This window comes from Rhodococcus sp. RD6.2, assembly GCF_001040705.1.
Classification (GTDB): domain Bacteria; phylum Actinomycetota; class Actinomycetes; order Mycobacteriales; family Mycobacteriaceae; genus Rhodococcus_G.
Window position 1 is genome coordinate 93,892 of sequence record NZ_CVQP01000005.1, and the last position, 21,719, is coordinate 115,610.

At 68.1% G+C, this 21,719-nt stretch carries 19 protein-coding genes; 10 read left to right on the forward strand and 9 right to left on the reverse strand.

Annotation, left to right across the window (positions count from 1 at the left end):
- Positions 1-148: 148 nt before the first annotated feature.
- Both RHCRD62_RS06920 and RHCRD62_RS06925 read right to left on the reverse strand, forming a co-directional pair.
- Entirely contained in the window at positions 149-931 is a 783-nt protein-coding gene (locus RHCRD62_RS06920) for an SDR family NAD(P)-dependent oxidoreductase (protein ID WP_050063975.1), read from the reverse strand.
- Positions 932-1,516 carry a cupin domain-containing protein gene (locus RHCRD62_RS06925; RefSeq protein ID WP_050063976.1) on the reverse strand — a complete coding sequence of 195 codons (585 nt, stop codon included), beginning with the start codon at positions 1,514-1,516 and terminating at the stop codon, positions 932-934. It abuts the gene before it with no gap.
- Positions 1,517-1,624: 108 nt separating this feature from the next.
- Here RHCRD62_RS06925 and RHCRD62_RS06930 point away from each other — a divergent pair, with 108 nt between their 5' ends.
- The gene (locus tag RHCRD62_RS06930) at positions 1,625-2,527 is read left to right on the forward strand and encodes a LysR family transcriptional regulator (RefSeq protein WP_050063977.1); all 903 of its coding nucleotides are present in this window, start codon (positions 1,625-1,627) and stop codon (positions 2,525-2,527) included.
- Positions 2,528-2,882: 355 nt separating this feature from the next.
- Here RHCRD62_RS06930 and RHCRD62_RS06935 read toward each other — a convergent pair whose 3' ends face one another.
- Genes RHCRD62_RS06935 through RHCRD62_RS25385 form a run of 3 tightly spaced genes read right to left on the reverse strand, consistent with a single transcriptional unit; the run spans position 2,883 to position 5,681 of the window.
- Positions 2,883-3,791 carry a LysR family transcriptional regulator gene (locus RHCRD62_RS06935; protein ID WP_050063978.1) on the reverse strand — a complete coding sequence of 303 codons (909 nt, stop codon included), beginning with the start codon at positions 3,789-3,791 and terminating at the stop codon, positions 2,883-2,885.
- 57 nt (positions 3,792-3,848) lie between these two features.
- A complete protein-coding gene (locus RHCRD62_RS06940) occupies positions 3,849-4,382 on the reverse strand; it encodes a 2,4'-dihydroxyacetophenone dioxygenase family protein (protein ID WP_050063979.1) in 534 nt (177 codons plus the stop codon).
- Positions 4,383-4,421: 39 nt separating this feature from the next.
- On the reverse strand, positions 4,422-5,681 hold the full coding sequence (locus RHCRD62_RS25385) for a 2,3-butanediol dehydrogenase (RefSeq protein ID WP_172671020.1): 1,260 nt from the start codon (positions 5,679-5,681) through the stop codon (positions 4,422-4,424).
- Positions 5,682-5,907: 226 nt separating this feature from the next.
- Here RHCRD62_RS25385 and RHCRD62_RS06950 point away from each other — a divergent pair, with 226 nt between their 5' ends.
- The gene (locus RHCRD62_RS06950; RefSeq protein WP_050063981.1) at positions 5,908-6,462 is read left to right on the forward strand and encodes a YceI family protein; all 555 of its coding nucleotides are present in this window, start codon (positions 5,908-5,910) and stop codon (positions 6,460-6,462) included.
- 86 nt (positions 6,463-6,548) lie between these two features.
- Here the strand turns inward: RHCRD62_RS06950 and RHCRD62_RS06955 are convergent, their stop codons facing one another.
- Entirely contained in the window at positions 6,549-8,093 is a 1,545-nt protein-coding gene (locus tag RHCRD62_RS06955; RefSeq protein WP_050063982.1) for an FAD-binding protein, read from the reverse strand.
- A 121-nt stretch (positions 8,094-8,214) separates the two neighbouring features.
- On the opposite strand from RHCRD62_RS06955, the gene RHCRD62_RS06960 reads away from it, so the two are divergent.
- The 3 genes from RHCRD62_RS06960 to RHCRD62_RS06970 all read left to right on the forward strand — a co-directional run bounded on the left by RHCRD62_RS06960 (position 8,215) and on the right by RHCRD62_RS06970 (position 11,502).
- Complete coding sequence (locus RHCRD62_RS06960) at positions 8,215-8,592, forward strand: DUF3054 domain-containing protein (RefSeq protein WP_050063983.1); 378 nt, start codon at positions 8,215-8,217, stop codon at positions 8,590-8,592.
- 64 nt (positions 8,593-8,656) lie between these two features.
- Positions 8,657-10,126 (forward strand): peptide MFS transporter, encoded by a 1,470-nt coding sequence (locus tag RHCRD62_RS06965; RefSeq protein WP_050063984.1) that lies wholly within the window; start codon positions 8,657-8,659, stop codon positions 10,124-10,126.
- Positions 10,123-11,502, forward strand: a complete 1,380-nt coding sequence (locus tag RHCRD62_RS06970; protein ID WP_050064505.1) for a chloride channel protein — start codon at positions 10,123-10,125, stop codon at positions 11,500-11,502. Before RHCRD62_RS06965 ends, RHCRD62_RS06970 begins: the two co-directional genes overlap by 4 nt.
- Before the next feature lies 1 nt (position 11,503).
- Here the strand turns inward: RHCRD62_RS06970 and RHCRD62_RS06975 are convergent, their stop codons facing one another.
- Both RHCRD62_RS06975 and RHCRD62_RS06980 read right to left on the reverse strand, forming a co-directional pair.
- Entirely contained in the window at positions 11,504-12,241 is a 738-nt protein-coding gene (locus RHCRD62_RS06975; protein WP_050063985.1) for a sulfite exporter TauE/SafE family protein, read from the reverse strand.
- The gene (locus RHCRD62_RS06980; protein ID WP_084734173.1) at positions 12,238-14,106 is read right to left on the reverse strand and encodes a penicillin-binding transpeptidase domain-containing protein; all 1,869 of its coding nucleotides are present in this window, start codon (positions 14,104-14,106) and stop codon (positions 12,238-12,240) included. Before RHCRD62_RS06980 ends, RHCRD62_RS06975 begins: the two co-directional genes overlap by 4 nt.
- A gap of 138 nt (positions 14,107-14,244) precedes the next feature.
- On the opposite strand from RHCRD62_RS06980, the gene RHCRD62_RS06985 reads away from it, so the two are divergent.
- From RHCRD62_RS06985 to RHCRD62_RS06995, 3 genes are all read left to right on the forward strand, one after another.
- Entirely contained in the window at positions 14,245-14,796 is a 552-nt protein-coding gene (locus RHCRD62_RS06985) for a hypothetical protein (RefSeq protein ID WP_050063987.1), read from the forward strand.
- Positions 14,797-14,960: 164 nt separating this feature from the next.
- The gene (locus tag RHCRD62_RS06990; protein WP_050063988.1) at positions 14,961-16,541 is read left to right on the forward strand and encodes an ABC-F family ATP-binding cassette domain-containing protein; all 1,581 of its coding nucleotides are present in this window, start codon (positions 14,961-14,963) and stop codon (positions 16,539-16,541) included.
- A 9-nt stretch (positions 16,542-16,550) separates the two neighbouring features.
- Positions 16,551-17,945 carry an amidase gene (locus tag RHCRD62_RS06995; RefSeq protein WP_050063989.1) on the forward strand — a complete coding sequence of 465 codons (1,395 nt, stop codon included), beginning with the start codon at positions 16,551-16,553 and terminating at the stop codon, positions 17,943-17,945.
- Here RHCRD62_RS06995 and RHCRD62_RS07000 read toward each other — a convergent pair.
- On the reverse strand, positions 17,942-19,951 hold the full coding sequence (locus RHCRD62_RS07000) for an MMPL family transporter (RefSeq protein WP_172671039.1): 2,010 nt from the start codon (positions 19,949-19,951) through the stop codon (positions 17,942-17,944). The two genes, RHCRD62_RS06995 and RHCRD62_RS07000, sit on opposite strands and share 4 nt — an antisense overlap.
- A gap of 173 nt (positions 19,952-20,124) precedes the next feature.
- On the opposite strand from RHCRD62_RS07000, the gene RHCRD62_RS07005 reads away from it, so the two are divergent.
- The gene (locus RHCRD62_RS07005) at positions 20,125-20,562 is read left to right on the forward strand and encodes a MarR family winged helix-turn-helix transcriptional regulator (RefSeq protein WP_050063990.1); all 438 of its coding nucleotides are present in this window, start codon (positions 20,125-20,127) and stop codon (positions 20,560-20,562) included.
- A 417-nt stretch (positions 20,563-20,979) separates the two neighbouring features.
- Entirely contained in the window at positions 20,980-21,636 is a 657-nt protein-coding gene (locus tag RHCRD62_RS07010; RefSeq protein ID WP_050063991.1) for a M50 family metallopeptidase, read from the forward strand.
- The last annotated feature ends 83 nt before the right edge of the window (positions 21,637-21,719 follow it).

Genomic DNA, 21,719 nt, shown 5'->3' on the forward strand with positions numbered 1-21,719 from the left:
GCCTCGGACTGTGCGGCTTCACGTAGCCTACCGAAGGTTCGGTAATCCCCATGCTCCGGCCGCGAGATCGCGACGCCCCCCAGGCACGACGACGACCGCTCCCTCCGCGCGATCTATGCGGAGGGAGCGGTCGTGCCGGGCCTCGGATCTACGGGAGCACCGCGCCGCCGTCTACGTGCAGAGACTGTCCGGTGACGTTGCCCGCGTCGGCCGAGAGCAGGTACGCGACGGCTCCGGCGACGTCCTCGACGGTCTGCGGGCGCTTCATCGGGATGAGCTGGTCGACCATCGCGCCGAAGATCTGCTCGGACGCCACCCCCGCCAGAGCGGGATCGTGCTCGGCGAGCCAGCCGGCGGACTGTCTCCACATGTCCGTCCAGATCAATCCGGGCAGAACCGCATTGACGCGAACGGACGGGGCGAGCGCACGGGCCGACGACTGGGTCAACGCCAGCACCGCCGCCTTCGAGGAACCGTACGCGGTCAACAACTCGTGCCCGTTCCGGGCCGCGATCGAGGAGAAGTTGACTACGGACCCTTCGCGACCACGCGCGGCCAGCTCCGCGGCGAAGGCCTGAATACCGAAGAAGACGCCGCGGACATTGACCGCGTATGTCTTGTCCCAGGTGTCCACGTCGAGCGCGTCGAACTGCCGGAATCCGCCGAGCCCGGCCACGTTGACGAGACCGTCGAGGTCGTCGTGCGCGGCGAAGGCTGCCGCGACGGCAGCCTGCAGCGCACCCACGTCGCAGATGTCCACCACGTGGGTGGTCACCGGCACTCCGCGGGACCCCACTGCGACAGCGGTTTCCGCCAACCGCTCCTCGTCGATGTCGAGCAGCGCCACACCCCGACCGTCTGCGGACATCCGTTCGGCGACACCGCGTCCGAGGCCACCTCCGGCACCCGTGACGAGAACCGCGCCCGCCATCTAGCGGCCCGTCCGTGCGGGCAGGTGCGCGACCGCATCGTTCGCCGCGGCGAGGTCGTAGAGCAGGTCGTGCGTGATGACACCGGCGACCGTTCCGTCCTCGTTGTACCCCACGATCGGACCATGGAAGATGCCGAACATCAGGGACTCGACCTCCTGCTTGGGCAGGTGCACGATGCCGGCCGGCTCGTAGATGTAGTGGTTGGGTCCGATGGATTCGGCCTCACCCTCGTACGCCCAGCGGCCGAAGATGTTGAACGCCTCCGCGGCGCCGCAATGCATGTGCAGCGGGGCCTGCGCATTCTCCGCTACGTACAGCAGAATCGAGGCCGCGCCGGTGGTCTCGTTGATGTTCAGGAGCTTGAAGGACGTACCAGGCATCGGGAACGGGGTCCACGGGATGTCGTCACAGTTGTTGACCCGCGACGCGAGACTGAGGGTCGGCCCGCTCACCGGGGAACCGGCCCGAGCGAAGACCTCCGCGACCGCGGGGTTGGACTGCGGATCGATCTCGGGGCCGGTCAGCTGCGGGCGGATCGGGTCGACCACATGAGCGTCCGCTCCGTGAGTGGTGTTGACAGACATCGGATTTCCTCCTGTATTCGGTGACTCACCCATGCTCCGATGTGGCGGCCGTCACGTCCATGACGTATTCTCGCCCGATCGTTAGACGAATACCTAAGGTCGTGCACGATGGATCTGAATCTACGGCTCGTGCGCTACTTCGTGGCTGTCGCCGATGCCGGGACGTTCACGAAAGCAGCTGAGCAACTGCACATTGCGACGCCGTCGCTGAGTCAACAGGTACGCAAGCTCGAGGAGACGCTGGGCGTCTCGCTACTCGAACGCGACCACCGCGGAGCTCGTCCCACGGCGGCCGGGCAGGACTTCCTCGAGGAGAGTCGGGCGCTGCTGGCGGCCGCCGAATCCGCGGTCGGCGCGGCCCGCCGCCACCAGCGCAGCTCGTCCGGCAAGGTACGCCTCGGATTCCTGGCCGGCGGCGCCGGGGAGCTGACCCGTCCGATCATCGACGAGTTCCACCGACGAGAACCCCAAGTGGAACTGGAACTGACACAACTGGCGTGGGGGGACGAGCTGTCGGCCTTGACCTCCGGCCGGGTCGACATGGTCGTCGCCCGTCCGCCTCTCGAGTCGCACCCCCGGCTACGCCGGGTCGTCCTGTTCGAGGAGCCTCGTGTCCTGTTGATGGCACACGACCACCCGCTGGCCCGCCGACGGAAGCTACGGATCGCCGACCTCGCCGACGTCGTGCAGGTGGACACCCGCGAAGGGACCCGAGACTGGCGCAACTGGTGGTCGATCGATCCGCGACCGGACGGCACACGTCCCACCTACGGCCCCATGGTGAACAGCATCGAAGAGATGGTCCAGGTCGTCGCAACCACCGATGCGGTCGCGATCACGGGAGCAGGCGTGGCCGGCCTGTTCCGGCGGGCGGACACCACCTCACGACTCATCGCGGACGCCGCGCCGTCGACCGTCGAACTTGTCTTCCTGGCCTCGGACATGCCCAGCGCCGTCGAACGTTTCGTAGCGGTCGCACTCGGACTGAGCGCAGTCCTCGGTACCCGCTGACCAGAGGGTTCCCATGCGCCGTCAAGCGCCACGGTGCTGGAACTGACCGGCCACCTCCCGGCATGCCCTACGCACCTCGTCCAGACGACGGCGAACGAACGGACGACCGTCGTGGCGACGCCGATACTCCGGCGAACCGGGCAGCCGGCTCCTGCGAAGCCCTCAAAGGGAGATGGCAACATCACGTCGATCGGCCTCTACACAGCCTCGGCGGAGGATGGCGGCTGGCAGAGCCTCGGCTGACAGCCATTGAGGTTGTCGCCTCAAGAGCCCCCGCCCGACAGGCGGGGGCTCTTGCGCTGCCGGGATTCCGGCCGACACCAGGTGGTCGCGCTCCTGTGACGAGCCCCAATCTTCACTCTGCCGGTGGCTCCATCGCTACCTGGCGACAGGCCTGACCGATCGCATCCTGGAGCGTTGCCAGCTCCGGCCTTCGATTGCCCTCCAGAGTGCACAGGGTGAGCACGCTCGGGCTGATGTCGTCGATGGGCACGAAGCAGACCAGCGGATGGCGATAGTAGGTGGGCAGCGACTCAGGCGTGGTCGTGACCCCTGCGCCGGCGGCGACCGCCTCGAGGAGTTCTTCCACGGTCGACACCGCCAGACTCGGTTCGGCTCGATTGCCGTCCGGCCGCGGGTTCACCATCCAGAAGTCGGTCCATTCCGGCGGCCCGCCGCTGCTGCTGATGAACGGCTCAGCGGCAATCTCGGCGAACCGGATCGACTCCCGGGCGGCCAACGGGTGGTCGTGCGCAAGCACGGCCACCCGTCGCTCGGACAGAATTCGCCGACGCCGAACTCCCTCGGCAGGAAACGGTTCCCGGACGAAGACCGCGTCGATGTCGCCGGCCAGCAGTGGCGCCAGTTGTTGGCTCCACTCGAGATGATGCAACCTCACCTGCAGCTCCGGATCGACGGAGCGGAGCCGATCCAACACGGCCGTGGTGAGCTGACCGGCACCGGTTGCCATGAACCCGATGTCGATGCTGCGACGGCCCAGACGCTCCGATTCACGCCACCGCAGAAGGCTCTCGTTGGCGGCCACGACTGCGCGGGCTTGCGGGATCAGTGCGCGTCCGGCTTCGGTCAGCTCGACGTGTCGCGAATTGCGTTCGAAGAGAAGGAAACGCAGGTCCTTCTCCAACCGGGACACCTGCTGACTCAGCGCCGGCCCGGTCATGTGGAGCAGTGCGGCGGCGCGGCCGAAGTGCAGCTCGTCCGCCACGGCCAGAAAACACCGAAGCGCCTGCGGCGAGACATACATGCTGCACCTCACACGCCATCGGTTGGAGAATCGGTGTCAGGCTAACCGATTCGGCGGCTACCCGATCGCCTTCGCGTGCATGTCCTGCGACGGATCGGTGGCGTAGTCGACCAGCTGGAGTTTCTCGACGGCGTCGTTGTCACGCGCCATGTAGTAGTGCAGCCGGGCGTCGGCGACGACCGCGAGGCCTCCGTCCGGCAGGTAGCCGGCGATCGGGCCCTCGACCATGGCGATCATGACGCAGCCGTCCGGGGCAATCGGCGTGTGTACGGCCCCGGCGACCTCGCAGGTGTACATGCCGGCCATGCCGGGATCGTCCTCCTCGTAATAGAACCCGCCTTCCAGGAGGTACGCCTGCACATTTCCCATGTGCCAGTGCGGAGTGGCAACGGTGCCGGGATCCACTTTCAGGATGAGGGTGAACGAACCGGTCACGAGATTGCAATACAGCAGCTTGAATTGCGTTCCGGGCATCAGCCAGTCGGTCCACGGAATGTCGTCGGGGTCGACGAATTCCTTTCTCGCACCCTTCGGTGTGACACCGGGGTCGGTCATCCAGAATGTCGGTCCGAGGTTCGAGGCAGCGGTCATGGTTTTCTCCTTCTTTTCCGTGGGAGGGATTCGGGTCGGTCAGCCGACCGCGGTCATGTCGACCAGGATCTTGATGGCGGTCTGGTCCCGGAGCGGGCCGAACCCGTCGGTGATGAGGTCCTCGAATGCGATCGTCTGCACCCAGCTGTCCAGCGGATACGCCCCACGAGCCATGAACTCGATGGTCTCCGGGTAGTCGCGGCAGTACGCGATGGAGCCGACGATCTCGCACTCGCTGAAGAGGATCTCGGTGGGGTTGAACTCGACCGGCTTCTGATGCACCGCGACGACCACAACTCGGCCGTGTCGAGCCGTCGAGCGGACTGCATTCAGGAAAGTGGCCTGCACGCCGGCCGTCTCGAACGACCTCGCGACACCGGCTCCATCCGTGTGCGCGCGCAGTTCCGCGACGACATCCGTCTCGTTGGGATCGATCACATTCGTAGCTCCCACAGCTTCGATCGCCGCGCGCCGGGCCGCCGACGGCTCGATCACGGTGATGTCCTCGACGCCTATGGCCCTCAACGCCAGAAACACCCCGATCCCGATGGGACCGGCCCCGTGGACGGCGACGCTGCTGCCCGGAGCGACATCGCCTCGGCGCACAGCGTGCAGGGCCACGGCCAGGGGTTCGATCAACGCTCCCTCGCGGGTGCTCATCCCGTCGGGCAGCCGATAGACGTGATCGGCATCGACGACTGCATATTGACCGAGACCACCCCCGCCCGCCCAGCTGTAGCCGACTGCGGCAATGCTGCTGCAGAGGTTGTACGAGCCGTCCAGACAAGCCGGGCATCGTCGACAGTTGACGGTGGGCTCCACCGCCACGGCGTCACCGACCGACAACCCGTCGACCTCTGAACCGATCTCCACGATCTCACCGGAGAACTCGTGACCGAGGATGACCGGGACACTCACTCCGGTGAGAGGATGCGGCGTTATCGGCGCCATCATCGGCGCATGGAAATACTCGTGCAGATCGCTGCCGCACAATCCATTGAAATGAACCCGAACTTTCACCTGACCAGGACCTGCAATAGGCTCAGGAATATCTTCGAAACGGATATCCCCGACTCCGTGATAGCGGGCTGCTTTCATTCTTGGAACTCCTGCGCTCGAGAATTGGAATCTCTTCCGACGTGACGCAGACAACAGTCGCACCGGGCGCGCAGAGAAGTCCAGGTACTTTCTTTCGCGAATCGATAAGCCGCGCTTACCGATCGGGGCGAGTGCTTCTTCGGCCCGTCGATCGATCGGCCCGCGCTCGATGAATCGCCTGACGAGGCGAGGACGTCCCACGCCCCACATGCGAAGCGGTCCCCCTCGAGGCGCAGGGGTCCCAGCACCCACAGCCCTCCCCCACGATTTGCGCACTTGACGCTTCCCGCGCCCGCCTCCGGGCGCCGAGAAGTGCGCGAACCGCATGGTGTGATCGAGGTCACCTCCAATTGCGGAATGACTGCGGCGGTGCCACCGTTGCAACCACAGTATTCAAAGTTTCAACTACTTTCCCCTGGGAGTACACATGACCACCGCCACCGCCACCCTCCCCACGCTCACCGCCGGCACCTGGGCCATCGACACCACCCACTCGACCGTCGGCTTCTCGGTCCGGCACCTGATGGTCAGCAAGGTCCGCGGCACGTTCAACGACTTCTCGGGCGCGATCACCGTCGCCGAGGACGGCACCCCGTCCGTGAGCGCCGAGATCCAGGTCGCATCCATCGACACCAAGAACGAGCAGCGCGACGGCCACATCAAGTCGGCCGATTTCTTCGACGCCGAGCAGTTCCCGACCGCGACCTTCGTCTCGACCGACGTCCGCTCCAAGGGCGACGACTACGTCCTCACCGGCGACTTCACCCTCCACGGCGTGACCAAGCAGGTCGAGCTCACCCTCGAGTACAACGGCGTCAACCCCGGCATGGGCAACGGTCCGGTCGCCGGCTTCGAGGCGTCCACCGTCCTCAACCGCAAGGACTTCGGCATCTCCATCGAGATGCCCCTCGAGGGTGGCGGCGCCGTCGTCGGCGACAAGATCACCATCACGCTCGAGATCGAGGCCGGCCTGCAGGCCTGATCGCCCCCCTACAGACGGCGCACCCGCCGAGCCCTTCCCCCTCGGGCCTCGGCGGGTGCGCTTTTGCGTCGACCCCCCGGTCGTTCCTATCGGCCGGCGACGATGTCCTTGACCGCGAGATGAGCGAACAGCATGCTCGCGCCGATCGGGTTGCCGCCACCGGGGTAGACGGTGCCGCTCGCCGCGGCCATCGTGTTACCCGCGGCGTAGAGGCCGGGGATCGCGGTGCCCGCGGTGTCGAGCACCCGCGCGGCGGTGTCGGTGCGCAGCCCGCCCTTGGTGCCGAGGTCGGAGATGCCGAACGCGGCCGCATGGAACGGGCCCTGCCCGATCGTCACGAGCGGCGGCTCGCCACCCGAGAACGCCCGGTCGTAGGCCTCGTCGCCACGACCGAAGTCGGGGTCGACGCCGGTGCCGACGAACGAGTTGAAACGCTCGACGGTCGCGACCAGGTTCTCGGCGGGGACACCGATCTTCTCGGCCAGCTCCTCGAGGGTGTCGGCGGTGTGCCACAGACCGGCCTCGACGTACTTCTCGGTCTCGACCATGGAGACGTTGGTGGCGTTCACTGGCGGACGCTCGCCGCCCTTGTCGTCGTAGATCATCCAGTACGGCAGGGTGATCTTGCCCTCGTCCATCTGGGCGATGATGTCGCGGCCGATGCGGTCGTAGGCCGAGGACTCGTTGACGAACCGCTCGCCGTCCTGGTTGACGAAGATGCCGGCGGTGAACCACAGTGCGAACGCGGACCGGCCGTCCGGATGGGTCATGCCGGGCGACCACCACGCCTCGCCCATCAGACCGGTGTCGGCGCCGACCGCGATACCGGCCAGGTGCGCCTTGCCGAGGTTGGCCGGCGGACCCATGGTGTCGCGGGCCTCGCCGGGAACCCCGTACTTGCGGCGGAGTTCGTCGTTGCCCTCGAAGCCGCCCGCCGCGAGCACCACGCCCTTGCGGGCCCGGATGGTGACCTGCTCGCCGTCACGCTCGACGATGGCGCCGACCACCGCACCGTCCTCGACGACGAGCTCGACCAGCGAGGTGTTCAGGTGCAGCGTGGCGTTGGGGTACTTGCCGATCGCCTTGAGGAAGCGGGCGATCAGCGCCCGGCCGCCGATGAAGAAGTCGTCGGGCTGCGGCGTGCCGAGCCGGTCGTTGTCGAGCGGTCCACGCACCACCTCGCGAAGCTCGGGGGCGTCCGACACCTTCAACGGGGACGGCATGGTGTGCCGCTGACCGTCCAGCCGCGCCTTGGGCGCCTTGCCGAAGTAGTCGGGCCACGGCAGCATCTGGAACTTCAGGTCCTCGTCCTGCTCGAGGTATTCGATCAGGGGGCCGCCGCCGAGGACGTAGGTGTCCTGCAACTCGCGGGGCGCGCCGTCGCCGACCACCGCGTGGAAGTACTCGAGCGCGTCCTCGATGGTGTCGTCGGTGCCCGCCCGAACCAGCACCGGGTTGCACGGGAACCACACGCCGCCGCCGCCGGAGTAGGCGGTGGTGCCACCGAACTTGTCCGTCGCCTCGACGAGGATCACGTCGAGGCCTTCCCGTGCCGCCGTGTAGGCGCCGGCGACGCCGCCGCCACCCGATCCGACCACCAGGACGTCACACTCGCCGTTCCACTGGGCCATCTTGATTGCCTCCCGAATGTCTGCTCGATCACAGTGTCCCGACCACGCTAGGAGCACGACGCCGATCCGTCCGCCCGTATCCCGTCCAGAGGGAGACGAAGGGCCGCCTACTCTGGACGTCGTGAAGAAGGTGCTGCCGATTCTGCTCGTCGACGTCGTCCTGGTCATCGTGTTCTGCGCGATCGGGCGCCGCAGCCACGACGAGGCGAACGCCCTGACCGGGCTGCTGACGACGGCATGGCCGTTCCTCGGTGGACTCGCGCTCGGTTGGATCGCCAACGAGGCGCTCTACCGGAACAAGTCGCTGCCCGCGTCCGTCGTCCCCGCCGGAATCGTCATCTGGCTCTGCACGCTGGTCGGCGGAATGCTGCTCCGCGTCGTGTCCGGCCAGGGCACCGCATTCAGCTTCATCCTGGTCGCCGCGACAGTGCTCGGCGTGTTCCTCCTCGGCTGGCGCGCCATCTACGCGGCCGTCGAGCGCCGCCGTGCGGTGACCTAGGCCGGCCTGCAACGAATTGGCGTCGTAGCCGCCGCACCCGCGACGTGCGTGGCACAGTTCTTGAATGAGCGAACTCGCGTCGCCTCCTCAGGACCCCAAGTCCGACCACGGGTTCTTCGGTCAGCCGTTCGCGCTGGCGAACCTGTTCTCGGTCGAGCTCTGGGAGCGGTTCTCGTTCTACGGGATGCAGGGCATCCTGATCTACTACCTCTACTACTCGGTCGCCGACGGCGGACTCGGGCTGTCGGAGGCGTCTGCGGTCTCGATCGTCGGCGCGTACGGCGGCACCGTGTACCTCTCGACGGTGCTCGGGGCATGGATCGCGGACCGGGTGCTCGGTTCGGAGCGGACGCTGTTCTACAGCGCTGTCCTGGTGATGCTCGGACACATCGCGTTGGCGGTCATTCCCGGACTCTCGGGGGTCGGGGTCGGCCTGATCCTTGTCGCGGTCGGCAGCGGCGGACTGAAGGCGAACGCCACGTCCCTTGTCGGCGACCTGTACTCCGAGGGTGACGAGCGCCGCGACGCCGGGTTCTCGATCTACTACATGGGTATCAATATCGGCGCCTTCATCGGGCCGCTGCTCACCGGATGGGCCGAGAAGAACTGGGGCTTCCACGTCGGCTTCGCGCTGGCCGCGGTCGGCATGGCGATCGGTCTGATCCAGTACACGCTCGGCCGCAAGCACCTCGGAAACATAGGAGCCGTGCCGTCGAACCCCCTGCCACATTCGTTGCTGTGGAAGTACGGGGTGGCCGCTGCGGTGTCCGTGGCAGCGCTGGTCGTGCTGTGCCTGGTCGGTCTGATCACCACCGACAACCTCTCGGACGTCGTGGTCGGTCTGACGATCGCCGCGGCCGTCGGCTACTTCGCACTGATCCTGTCGAGCAGGCACATCACCAGCACCGAACGCAGCAGGGTGGTCGCGTTCATCCCGATGTTCCTGGCGAGCGCCGCGTTCTGGTCACTGTTCCAGCAGCAGTTCACGGTGGTCCCGATCTACGCCGACCAGTTCCTCGACCGCAACCTGTTCGGCTGGGACTTCCCGCCGTCGTGGGTGCAGTCGATCAATCCGGTCTTCATCATCATCTTCTCCGGCGTGTTCGCGGCGATGTGGACGAAACTCGGCCCCCGCCAGCCGTCGTCACCGCTGAAGTTCGCGATCGGCACGGGACTCATGGGGGTGGCGTTCCTGGTGTTCCTGCCGTTCGCGGACGGGCAGCCGAACGGAACTCCACTGCTCGCCCTGGTGTTCATCCTGCTGCTGTTCACCTTCGCGGAACTGTTCCTCTCCCCGGTCGGGCTGTCACTGTCGACGAAGCTGGCGCCCAAGGCTTTCCACACCCAGATGGTCGCCCTGTTCTTCCTGTCCGTGGCGCTGGGCAGTTCGATGGCAGGCACGCTCGCCAAGTACTACGACACCGACAACCAGGCCCCGTACTTCATGTGGATCGGGCTGGCGTCGATCGGGGTCGGCGTGCTGATGGTGGTCCTGTCGCCGTGGATCAGTCGGATGATGCGCGGGGTGCACTGACGGTGATCACCCGCGCGGGGGCACGAATCGGGCGGTGGCTCACCGGGTACACCCGAACCTGGCTGGTCCTCGGGGTCGCGATCGGAGTGATCGCGGGACTCGGCGCGGCGGCATTCCTCGTGCTCCTGCAGTGGGCGGGACAGCTCCTGCTCGAGGGCATCGGCGGGTACGTCCCGCCGCAGGCGAGCGGTGACGGCGGGAGCTCGGGTTCGGACGGCTTCCGGCGCTGGTGGGCGATCCCACTCGTGGTGTGCGGGGGCGCGCTGCTGTCGGCGATGCTGGTCGCGCGATTCGCGCCGGAGGCGGAGGGACACGGCACCGATGCGGCCATCGAGGCGTATCACAGTGATCCGGGCTCGATCCGGGCTCGTGCCGTCCTCGTGAAGATGATCTCCAGCGCCCTGACCATCGGTTCCGGCGGATCCGCCGGCCGAGAAGGTCCGACGGCGCAAATCTCCGCGGGTTTCGGGTCGCTGCTGACTCGCTGGCTGCACCTGCCTGCCGACGTGGGGCGCATCGCGGTCGCGATCGGCATCGGCTCGGGCATCGGTGCCATCTTCGGCGCACCGCTGGGCGGCGCCGTCCTGTCGGCGTCCGTGCCCTACCGGGAGGACTTCGAATTCCGAGCCCTGATTCCCGGCCTGATCGCGTCGATCACCGCCTACGGTGTCTTCGGGTCCTTCCTGGGCTACGAGCCGCTCTTCGGGTTCGCACTGCCCGACTACCGATTCGACGATGCGTCACATCTGTTCTGGTTCCTCCTGATCGGTGTGCTGTCGGGGTTCGTGGCCCTGCTGTACACCGGGGTGTTCTACGGCGTGGCAGGGGTGAGTGCCCGCCTGCCGGGTGGGCGGATCGCGAAGCCCGCGGTCGGCGGACTCCTCGTCGGCCTGCTCGCGTTGGCGGTGCCGCAGGTGCTCGGGAGCGGGTATGGCTGGGTGCAGGAGGCGCTCGACCGCGAGTCGCTGCTGGCGTTGCCGTTGTGGATCGTGGTGGCGCTACCGCTGATGAAGATCATTGCGACCTCCCTGTCGATCGGCACGGGCGGCTCCGGCGGAATCTTCGGTCCCGGCATGGTGATCGGCGGGTTCGTAGGAGCCGCGGTGTGGCGGCTGACCGAGCCGTGGGTGCCGTCGGTGCCGGACAGCCCGGCACCGTTCGTGATCGTCGGCATGATGGCATGTTTCGGCAGTGCCGCGCGGGTTCCTCTGGCGGTGATGGTGATGGTCGCGGAGATGACGGGTGGATGGGCAGTGCTTCCGGGTGGAATGGTGGCGGTCGCGGCCGCGTACCTGATCGTGCGTCACCGAGACAGCTCGATCTATCGGCGGCAGCGACTGAACCGTGCGGACGCCGAGCACAAGAACTCGGCGTGAGTCAGCGCAACGCCAGCCACCCGGCGAGTCCGAATCCCGCCACTGCCACCGCCACCCTCAGGACGGACGGCGGGATCACTTTGACGACCGGTGGGCCGCACCAGCCTCCGAGCAGGCACCCGAGGGCCATGGCCGCCGCGGCACCCCAGTGCACCTCACCCGACCCGGCGAAGATCAGGGCGGCGACGAGGTTCGCGATGCCGAGCAGGAAGCTCTTGAGGATCGTCGCCTGCCACACGGACATCGCGGTGCAGATCAGCGTCAACGCCAGGAAGATCACCCCGGCGCCCGCACCGAAGTAACCGCCGTAGACGGCGACGACGGCGAGTGCAATCGGGAACAGGACCGGGAACTCCCTGCTGCCGGCCAGCTTCCGGATCCACGGCTGCGCCAGCAACGCGATCGACGCGATCACCACCAGGTAGGGCACCACGGCCTCGAACGAACCCTCGGGCGCCCACAGCAACAACACCGCGCCCGCCAGCCCGCCGAGCGCGCAGACGGCCGCCCACCGCCACAGCTTCGGCCCCATCTCGGTCAACTCCCGCAGCGAGTTCGCGGTGGAGCCGACCCCGACCGCGACGAGTGCGACGGTATTGGTGACGTTCGCCGCGATGGGCGTCAGCCCGACGGCGAGGAGCGCCGGATACGACACGATCGACGCGAGTCCGGTCACGAATCCGACTAGCCCGGCCCCGAATCCGGCGACGACGAGGAGCAGGTAGTCGAGCGCACTCACTGGGGCAGTCGGGTCTGAATCGGACGCAGGAACCGGCCGGCGGCGTCCACGGCGGGCGCGGAACTGTCGGCGCCCGCGACGAACACCGCGAACGCGACGTCCTGATCGATGCCGACGAACCAGCCGTGGGAGGGCTGCCCGGCGACCTCGGCGGTACCGGTCTTCCCGCGCACGTCCGCGATATCGGCGAGTTGTGTTGCGGTGCCCGAGGTCACGGTCTCGCGCATCATCGTCTTCAGGTCGTCGGTGACGGCTGCGGGCGCCGGGGCAGGCGCCGCGTCCCCGACACCGGGCTGTCCCTTCACGAGCATCGGGGCCGGCGTCGACCCGCGGGCGATGGACGCGGCAACGAGTGCCATGCCGAACGGCGACGCCGTCACCCTGCCCTGGCCGATCGCGGATTCGACCCGCTCGGCGGGCGTGTCGGCCGGAGGGACACTGCCGGTGACGGTCGTCAGTCCGGGCGTCACGTAGTCGATGCCGAGGCCGAACTGCTGGGCGGCGTCGTGCAGAGCGTTCGGCGTCATCGACACCGCGAGCTGCCCCATGGTGGTGTTGCAGGAGCGGGCGAAGGCGGTGTGCAGAGGTACCGATCCGAGGTCGAAGTTGTCGTCGTTGGGAATGGTACGTCCCTCGATGTTCGCGACACCCGGGCACGGCAGAACGGTGTCGGGCGTGACCGAACCTTCTTGCAGGGCAGCCGAAGTCGTGACGGTCTTGAAGGTGGAGCCGGGCGGGTAGAGACCCGTCAGCGCGATCGGCCCCTGGCCGCTGGCGGCCGAGTTCTGCGCGACGGCGAGGACGCCACCGGTCGACGGCCGGATCGCGACGATCGCCGCCTGTTGCGGCAGTGTGTCGATGGCGGCCTGCGCGGACGCCTGGACCGCGGGGTCGAGTGTCGTCGCGATGTCGGGAGCAGCGGCGCCGTCCTGACCGGCGAGCCGTTCGGCCGTACCGTCAGGCCGGACTAGTTGCACCGCCCATCCGGCGGTGTCGGCCTGCGCCTGCTCCCACAGGGTGCGCAGCCCCTCGAATGCCGGTGACTGCGTTGCCTTGTCGACGGTCAGCAACCGCGTCTGCTTGACCAGGGTGACGCCGGGCGTCGCGGCGAGTTGCGTCTCGATCGGCGCGAGGTCCGCGTCGCGCAGGGTGATGACCGTCAGCGGACGACCCTGTGCTGCAGCGAGATCAGAGGTGATCGACGCCGCGGTCACCGTGGGGGCGACGGGCTGGAGCAGCGGCGCGAGGGCAGCAGCCGACGCGGTGGGGTCGGGCACCGCTGCGGGGTCGAGGGTGACGAGGGTGACGGTCTGCTCGGTCATCAACGGAGCTCCGTTGTCCGCGAGCACGTCGGGAGACCCTCCGGCGAGGGTGGTGTACCGCAGGGAGGTGTCGGCCGTGAGGCCGGGCGCGAGCAGCGCGGGGTCCCACGGGATGGCGCCGCCGTCGGCGACGGCCTGCCCACCGCCGGTGGTCGTGTACGTCCATTCCCGATCCGCCGGTGCCGAGGGCGCTGAGGATGCAGTGGTCGGGGTTGCCGTGTCGTCGACGTCTTCCGCTGTGCCACCGTCGAAGGTCCAGTCGGCATCGAGCGTGAAGGTGCCCGCATCACTGTCGGTGCTCGCGACCGTGAACTGCGCGTCGGTCGGGTTCAGGCCCTCGAACATCTGCCCGATCGCGGTTGCGGCGGCGGTGGGATCGGAGGTCAGGGCGGCCGCTGCCTGCGCGTCGCGTCGCGTCAGGGCGTCCGCGAAGCCCTGCGCTGCAGTCTCCGTCTCGGACGGGCCGGTGCTGCAGGCGACCCCTCCGAGGACCAGGGCGGACACCGACATGGCCGCGACGCCGACGCTGACTCGGGGGTTCATGCGCATCCCCCGACCCTAGGCGGCTCCGCCGACTGTGCGCGCTTCCTGTGGCCGGAGCCACCGGACGCACGCACATGCGCGACGCGATCGGCGTATGGTTGTAATCAAGTAATCATTGCAACTTTCGAGGTGAGAGCAATGGGATACTCGTCGTATAGCCGCAGGTTCGGCCGCAGCGGCGGCTGGCAACAGGCCGAGGCGCCCGACACGCGCGATGTCAGCGACTGGTTCGCCGGACGCCTGCCCGACGACTGGTTCACCGGTCCCCCGACCATCGAAGTCGATCGGGAGGAGATCGTCGTCACCGGCGAACTCGCGCCTCCCGACGACGCCACCCCCGCCGCGGTCGAGGGACGGGTGTCCCGATTCCGCGAGTCGACGCGGTCGCAGCGCATGCAGATCGCCGACGAGGCGGAGGCCCGCTACGGCCGCAAGGTCGCCTGGGGCGTCACGCTCGGTGACCATCACGTCCTCTTCACGCATCTGGCGGTGCCGGTGATGACGCGACTGCGCCAACCCGAACGCAAGGTCCTCGACACCCTCGTCGACGCAGGCGTCGCCCGGTCCCGCGCGGACGCCCTCGCGTGGACGGTCCGTCTCGCGGGCCAGCACGCCGAGGAGTGGCTCGCGGAACTGCGGGACGCGATGCGCAAGGTCGACGACCTGCGCACCGAGGGCCCTCAGCTGTAGGAGATCGACGAACTGACGAAAACTCGGTTGCGGGGTCACCACGCCTCCCCTACGGTGGATGGCGCCCTGTTGTCGACGATCGGACGGACCATTGCTCATTCGGAGGTAGTTCTCGCGCGCCGCGCTCTTCGCGTGCGCTCCGCAACCCCCCCGAAGGAGCATTCATGCCCTCACTCGTCCTGTCCGACCTCTCATTCTCCTGGCCCGACGGCGATACCGTGCTCGACGGCGTCGACGCAGTGTTCCCTGCCGGCCGAACGGGCCTCGTCGGCCGCAACGGTGCAGGCAAGTCGACGCTGCTGCGCCTGATCGCGGGCCGACTGACCCCGGCGCGCGGTTCCGTCACCGTTGGCGGCGACCTCGCCTATCTGCGTCAGGATCTCGCCCTCGACCCCGGGCGCACCGTCGATGCCGTCCTCGGAATCGCGGAGCAGCGTACGGCGTTGCACCGCATCGAATCCGGCGAGGGGACCGACGACGACTACGCGACCGTCGGCTCGCACTGGGACGTCGAGGAACGCGCTGTCGCGACGCTGGACCGCCTCGGCCTCGCGCGCATCGCGCCGACCCCGGAGGCGTTGGGCCGCACCGTCGGAACCCTGTCGGGCGGCGAGACGATGCTGCTCGGCCTGTCGGCCGCGCTGCTCACCGAACCGGACGTCCTCCTGCTCGACGAGCCGACGAACAACCTCGATCTACAGGCGAAAGCCCGCCTCTACGCGGCGGTCGAGCAGTTCACGGGAATCGTCGTGGTCGTCAGCCACGACCGCGAACTACTGAACCGGATGAACACGACAGCCGAATTCCGCGATGGCGAATTGCGTTTCTTCGGAGGCAATTTCGACCACTATCGGCAGGTGGTAGAGGCCGAGCAGGAGTCCGCACGGGCCGCCGTTCGAGATGCCCGCGCCGATGTGCGTCGGCAGGGTCGAGAGCTGGTCGAGGCACAGATCAAGATCGATCGCAGGCAGCGGTACGGGAAGAAGATGGAGTCGAGCCTGCCTCCGATCCTGGCCGGTCTGCGCAAGCGGCAGGCGCAGGAGTCGGCGGGCAAGCTTCGGGGCAACCACCAGGGGAAGCTGGACGACGCCCGTCGCACCCTCACCGAGGCGGAGGACGCGCTTCGGGAGGACAAGGAGATCCGGATCGACCTGCCCGACAGCGTGGTTCACGCCGGGCAGCGGGTACTGGACCTCGATTCCTCCCTGCCGACGGGGCAGCACGTCGAGCTGGGCATCACGGGTCCGGAGCGGATCGCCGTCGTGGGCCGCAACGGAATCGGCAAGACCACGTTGCTCCGCGCGATCGCCGACGCCGGCCCCGTGGTGCCGTGGCGGGTGTTGCCTCAGCGGCTCGACGTCTTCGACGAGTCCCGCACACTCGCAGAGAACGTCGCGGATGCGGCGCCGCATGCGTCGGGCGAGGAGATCCGGGGCAGACTGGCGCGCTTCCTGTTCCGTGGCCGGGATGCGGATGTGCCCGTGTCGGCGCTGTCGGGTGGCGAACGGTTGCGGGCCGCGTTGGCGACGATCCTGCTGTCCGAGCCGGCGCCACGTCTGCTGATGCTCGACGAGCCGACCAACAACCTCGACCTCCCGAGCCTGGCGCACCTGACGGAGGCGTTGACGCAGTTCCGCGGCGCACTGGTCGTGGTGAGCCACGACGTGCCGTTCCTGCGCGACATCGGCATCACGCGATGGCTCGAGTTGAGCGACGACGGCCTCGCGGAGACGGATCCGCTCTAGAGTCTGGCCATGACTGCAGTGCATGCGTTCGGCGACGACGCCCTCGGCGACCTCGATGCGACAGGGGTCGCGGCGCGGATCGCGTCCGGTGAGATCACGTCCCGCGAGGCGGTGGACGCGGCGATCGCCCGCGCCGCCGCCGTGACCGACCTGGCCGCGATCGAGGTCCCCGACTTCGATCGGGCACGGGGCGCCGCGTACCGGCCGGGTCCGTTCGCGGGGGTACCGACATTCGTGAAGGACAACGTCGACGTCGCGGGGCTGCCGACCGGTGAGGGCAGCGCCGCGTTCACGCCGCGTCCGGCGGCGACGGATGCGCCGTCGGCGACCCAGCTGCTCTCGACCGGGTTGGTGGCGTTGGGCAAGAGCAGGTTGCCGGAGTTCGGGTTCAGCCCGACCACGGAGTTCGCGAACGCCGAGCCGGTACACAATCCGTGGAATCCCGACTTCTCGTCGGGCGCGTCGTCGGGCGGTGCGGCGGCGCTGGTGGCGTCGGGAGTGGTGCCGATCGCGCACGGCAACGACGGCGGCGGGTCGATCCGCATTCCGGCGGCGGCGTGCGGGCTGGTCGGGTTGAAGCCGACACGGGGCCGGATGCGGGCGGACAAGAACGACCTGTCGATGCCGGTACGCATCGTCACGCAGGGCGTCGTGACCCGCACCGTCCGCGACTCGGCGAACTACTACGCGGCCGCCGAGCAGCACTACCGCAATCCGGCCCTACCGCCGATCCGGCTCGTCGAGGGTCCGAGCAGCACCCGACTGCGCGTCGGCGTGGTGATGGACTCCGTGCACGGCACCCCCACCGACGACGACACCCGCACCGCGGTGCGCGCGACCGCGGATCTGCTGTCCGGCCTCGGCCATCACGTCTCCGAGGCGCCGCTTCCGGTCGGTCCCGAGTTCGTCGACGACTTCAGCATCTATTGGGGTTTCCTGTCCTTCGCGCTCTGCACGGGCGGGAAGCGGATGCTCGGCCCGGACTTCGACAAGGACCGCACCGACAATCTCACCCGGGGCCTGGACGCGCTGTACCGCCGCAACATCGCGAAGACGCCGCAGGTGCTGTACCGGTTGCAGCGGACCGCGCGCCGGGCGAGGCAGTTGTTCGCGACCTACGACGTGGTCCTGTCCCCGGTCGTGTCCCACACGACACCGGAGCTCGGGTTCCTCTCCCCCGCACAGCCTTTCGACGAGCTGTTCGAGCGGATCGTCACCTACACGGCGTTCACACCACTGAACAACGCCGCGGGCACGCCTGCGATCTCGCTGCCCCTGCACACCACGTCGGCGGGACTGCCGCTCGGGATGCACTTCTCGGCCGCGCACGGCGACGAGCGGACGCTGCTCGAGTTGGCATTCGAACTCGAGCAGGCCCGCCCGTTCGCGCGGATCACCGGCTAGGGAACCAGCTCGCCGTCCGGCTCGGCCTTGCGGGACAGCGCGCTCGGCCACCACACCCGCGGACCGATGTCGTAGACGAGGGCGGGCACCAGCAGTGAGCGCACGAGCAGTGCGTCGAGGAGCACACCGAACGCGACGATGAAGGCGATCTGCGCCAGGAAGATCAGCGGGATCACGGCGAGAGCCGAGAACGTCGCGGCGAGAACGACTCCGGCGGAGGTGATGACACCGCCGGTGACGGTGAGTCCGCGGAGCACGCCGCGCCGCGTCCCGATCCGGTGCGCTTCCTCGCGGACCCTGGTCATCAGGAAGATGTTGTAGTCGATGCCTAGTGCGACGAGGAAGACGAACGCGAACAGTGGGACGACGGGGTCGGCGCCGGGGAAGCCGAGGATGTGATTGAACACGATCGACGAAATACCCAGTGTCGCCGCGAAGGACAGGATCACGGTGCCCATGAGCAGCAGCGGCGCGAGCAGGGAGCGCAGCAGCAGGCACAGGATCGCGAGGACCACGAGGCTCACCACCGGGATGATCAGGTTGCGGTCGTGGGTTGCCGTGGTCTTGGTGTCGAGGTCGGTTGCGGTGGGTCCGCCGACGAGTGCGTCGGCGCCGTCGACCGCGTGAACCGAGTCCCGCAGTCGCTTCACGGTGTCCTCGGCGGCGAGCGAGTCGGCGGCGTCGGTCAGGGTCGCCTCGATGGCGACGCGTCCGTCCACGATCAGGGGTGCTCCACCGGAACTCACGATCGTGACGTCCTCGACGCCGGGCACCTCGGCGGCCGTGCGCACCTCGGCGAGGGAGTCGGCGTTTGCAATGATCACGGCGGGTGATCCGCTACCTGCGTCGAAGTGTTCGCCGAGCACCTGCTGTCCGGCGCTCGAGTCCGCCTCGAACAGGAAGGTGTCGGACTGCGCGATGCCACTGGCCTTGAACTGCGGCAGGAAGAGTGCGAACAGGATCAGTACGAGCGTCGAGCCGACCCAGAACCGGCGGGGGTGCCGTCCGATGCGTGCGGCGAGCTTCGCCCAGAATCCGTGCTGAGCTTCGACTTCCGAATCTCCGGTGTAGCCGGGTCGACGCGGCCAGAACGCGGATCGCCCGAACAGCACGAGTGCCGCGGGCAGGAACGTCATCGACGCGACGAACGAGGCGGCGATACCGATCGCGGCGACCGGGCCGAGACCGCGATTCGAGTTCAGGTCGGACAGCAGCAGGCACAGGACGCCTGCGATGACGGTGCCCGCCGACGCGGCGACGGGTTCGAGGGTCGCCTTCCACGCGGTGCGCATCGCGGCGTACTTGTCCTCCTGCACGTGCAGTTCCTCCCGGAACCGCGAGACGAGCAGCAGCGCGTAGTCGGTGGCGGCGCCGAACACGAGGATGAACAGGATGCCCTGGCTTTGGCCGTTGAGGGTGATGGCGCCGGCGTCGGCGAGCACGTAGACAAGGAGGCTGGCGAGGACCAGCGCGAACAGCGCGGAGAAGATGACGACGAACGGCAGGATCGGACTGCGGTAGACGACGATGAGGATCAGCATCACGACCGCACCCGCGACGAGGATCAGCAGTCCGTCGATCCCCGCGAACGCCGAGCTGAGGTCGGCGGCGGTGCCTGCCGGGCCGGTGACGTGAACAGTCAGGCCGTCGGGCGCGTCGGCGAGGGCGTCCCGCAGTTGGGCGACGGTGTCCTTGACCTCGCCCGTGCTGTCGACGGGGACGAACACCTGCAGCGCCTGGCCGTCGTGGGACGGGAGCGGCGGCGAGACCTGCGGCCCGAAGCCCTCTGTTCCCGCGAGCACTCCTGTGCTGTCGGCGAGGAACGCGGTGTCGGCGGCCTGGATACCGCCGTCGCGTTCGGCGACGACGATGGCGGGCACGAATGTGGTGTCCTGAAATCCACTCTCGAGGCGTGCGACCTCCGTGGCTTCGGCGGATGCGGGCAGGAACGATGTGGCGTCGTTGGACTGCACGTCCGTGAGCTTGCCCGCGAAGGGTCCGCCCATCCCGGCGAGCGTGAGCCACGCGAGGATCAGCAGAGCTGGCAGAATCCAGCGCAGTCGCCGAGTCCGGGTGGGTGCCGTCGTTGTCACGATCGTCCTCTCGAGGGATCCGGTGCCGATGTCCGATTCGTGATTTTGCTCAGCCTGCTGAACAAATGCAACCCCGGGAGGACGAGATGGGTCCCGACGCCATCGACACCTGGCCCACCGGCCGACTGCTGTCCACCGCGGCACGGCTCGTCGAGCACTCCTGGGAGTCGGTGCTCCGCGCACACGACCTCACCCACGCCGGGCTGTTCGTCCTGCACGCGGCATCCCGCGCACCGGCATCGCAACGCGAACTCGCCCGCACCGCCCGCGTCACCGACCAGACGATGAGCCGTACCGTCGAGAAGCTCGAACGCGCCGGCTACGTCACCCGCGAGACGGATCTCTGCGACGAGCGCCGCAAACTGGTCACCGTCACCGACACGGGACGCGACGTGTACGGGCGGCTGATCGACCTCGAACGCGACGACGCCACACTCACCGCAGCCGTCGGAGACGCGACGGCCCTGCGTACCCAACTCCTCGCTCTCGTCCGAGCACTGCAGCCGCCTGCCGACCGCTCGTGACGCAGAGGCCCGGACCTCGGCCGACGGAAAAGCCCCACACCCGATTCGGGTGTGGGACTTTTCACATCGTCGATGGTGTGGACGCGCTGTCAGGACAGGCGCATTCATACACGACCTGTCAGGACTGCGATGCCAGCCCTGCACCGACCGCGACCGCGATCAGACCGAGTCCACCGATGCCGGCGAAATAGCTGATGGCGGCGAGGCTGTCATCTTCGGACGAACCCATGCTTGAACTCCTTCTGAACGGGGATGCTGCTCACCGGCGTCGGGTTGCCGAATACTGCTGGGCTACCGGCTCGCAGGGTCATTGCTACCCGGATGACCGCCCACCCGCAAGGCCTGGAACCTGGCAAATTCCTCGGAAACCGTTTTCGGCGTGAGCATTCACCTCGAACACCTTGGCACCATGGTCCGGTGAACTCGTACTGGGCCGACTGGTCGGCGTACCTGCCCCTCGCACTGGCGGCGCCGCTCGTCCTGTGGCGTCCGCTGTGGAATCTGACGCGGCACGTGGTGACGCTGGCGCACGAGGCGGGGCATGCGATCGCCGCGGTCGCGACGGGACGCCGACTCACCGGCATCCGCCTGCACTCCGACACCTCGGGGCTGACCCTCTCCCGCGGCAAGCCGCGGGGTCCGGGCATGGTGGTGACCGCTGCCGCCGGCTATCTCGCCCCGTCGCTGCTCGGCCTCGCGGGCGCCGCCCTCATCGCCGCCGGACGCCTGCCGATCCTCCTGTGGGGCGCGGTGGCACTGATCGCCCTGATGATCCCGTTCATCCGCAACGTCTTCGGGTTCCTCGTCCTCGTCGCCGCGGGCGGAGCCGTCGGCGTCGTCGCCTGGTACGGCTCCGACCCCCTGCAACTGCACTTCGCCTACACCGCGATCTGGCTGCTCCTCGCGGGCAACCTCCGCACCATCGTCGAAGCGGCCCGCACCCGCAGCGGGAACTCCGACCTCGACCAGCTCCGCCGGCTCACCCACCTCCCCCGATTCCTGTGGACGGCAACGCTCATTGCCATTGCCGTCGGCACCGGCATCCTCGCGTGGCGGGCGCAGTACCTGGCGTGACGGGCGAAACCTTCCTTCCACTATTGAACATTCGTCCACATTCAGGTTTGCGGCCCTGTTAACTCGTGGGCGAGTCAGCCATG

Coding starts and splice junctions, on each gene's coding strand:
- RHCRD62_RS07005 (WP_050063990.1), top strand. CDS start 20,125: ATGGGTCCCGACGCCATCGACACCTGGCCCACCGGCCGACTGCTGTCC.
- RHCRD62_RS06990 (WP_050063988.1), top strand. CDS start 14,961: ATGCCCTCACTCGTCCTGTCCGACCTCTCATTCTCCTGGCCCGACGGC.
- RHCRD62_RS07000 (WP_172671039.1), bottom strand. CDS start 19,951: ATGGGCGGACCCTTCGCGGGCAAGCTCACGGACGTGCAGTCCAACGAC.
- RHCRD62_RS06935 (WP_050063978.1), bottom strand. CDS start 3,791: ATGTATGTCTCGCCGCAGGCGCTTCGGTGTTTTCTGGCCGTGGCGGAC.
- RHCRD62_RS06950 (WP_050063981.1), top strand. CDS start 5,908: ATGACCACCGCCACCGCCACCCTCCCCACGCTCACCGCCGGCACCTGG.
- RHCRD62_RS06980 (WP_084734173.1), bottom strand. CDS start 14,106: ATGAACCCCCGAGTCAGCGTCGGCGTCGCGGCCATGTCGGTGTCCGCC.
- RHCRD62_RS06940 (WP_050063979.1), bottom strand. CDS start 4,382: ATGACCGCTGCCTCGAACCTCGGACCGACATTCTGGATGACCGACCCC.
- RHCRD62_RS06985 (WP_050063987.1), top strand. CDS start 14,245: ATGGGATACTCGTCGTATAGCCGCAGGTTCGGCCGCAGCGGCGGCTGG.
- RHCRD62_RS06955 (WP_050063982.1), bottom strand. CDS start 8,093: ATGGCCCAGTGGAACGGCGAGTGTGACGTCCTGGTGGTCGGATCGGGT.
- RHCRD62_RS06965 (WP_050063984.1), top strand. CDS start 8,657: ATGAGCGAACTCGCGTCGCCTCCTCAGGACCCCAAGTCCGACCACGGG.
- RHCRD62_RS06920 (WP_050063975.1), bottom strand. CDS start 931: ATGGCGGGCGCGGTTCTCGTCACGGGTGCCGGAGGTGGCCTCGGACGC.
- RHCRD62_RS06995 (WP_050063989.1), top strand. CDS start 16,551: ATGACTGCAGTGCATGCGTTCGGCGACGACGCCCTCGGCGACCTCGAT.
- RHCRD62_RS06930 (WP_050063977.1), top strand. CDS start 1,625: ATGGATCTGAATCTACGGCTCGTGCGCTACTTCGTGGCTGTCGCCGAT.
- RHCRD62_RS06925 (WP_050063976.1), bottom strand. CDS start 1,516: ATGTCTGTCAACACCACTCACGGAGCGGACGCTCATGTGGTCGACCCG.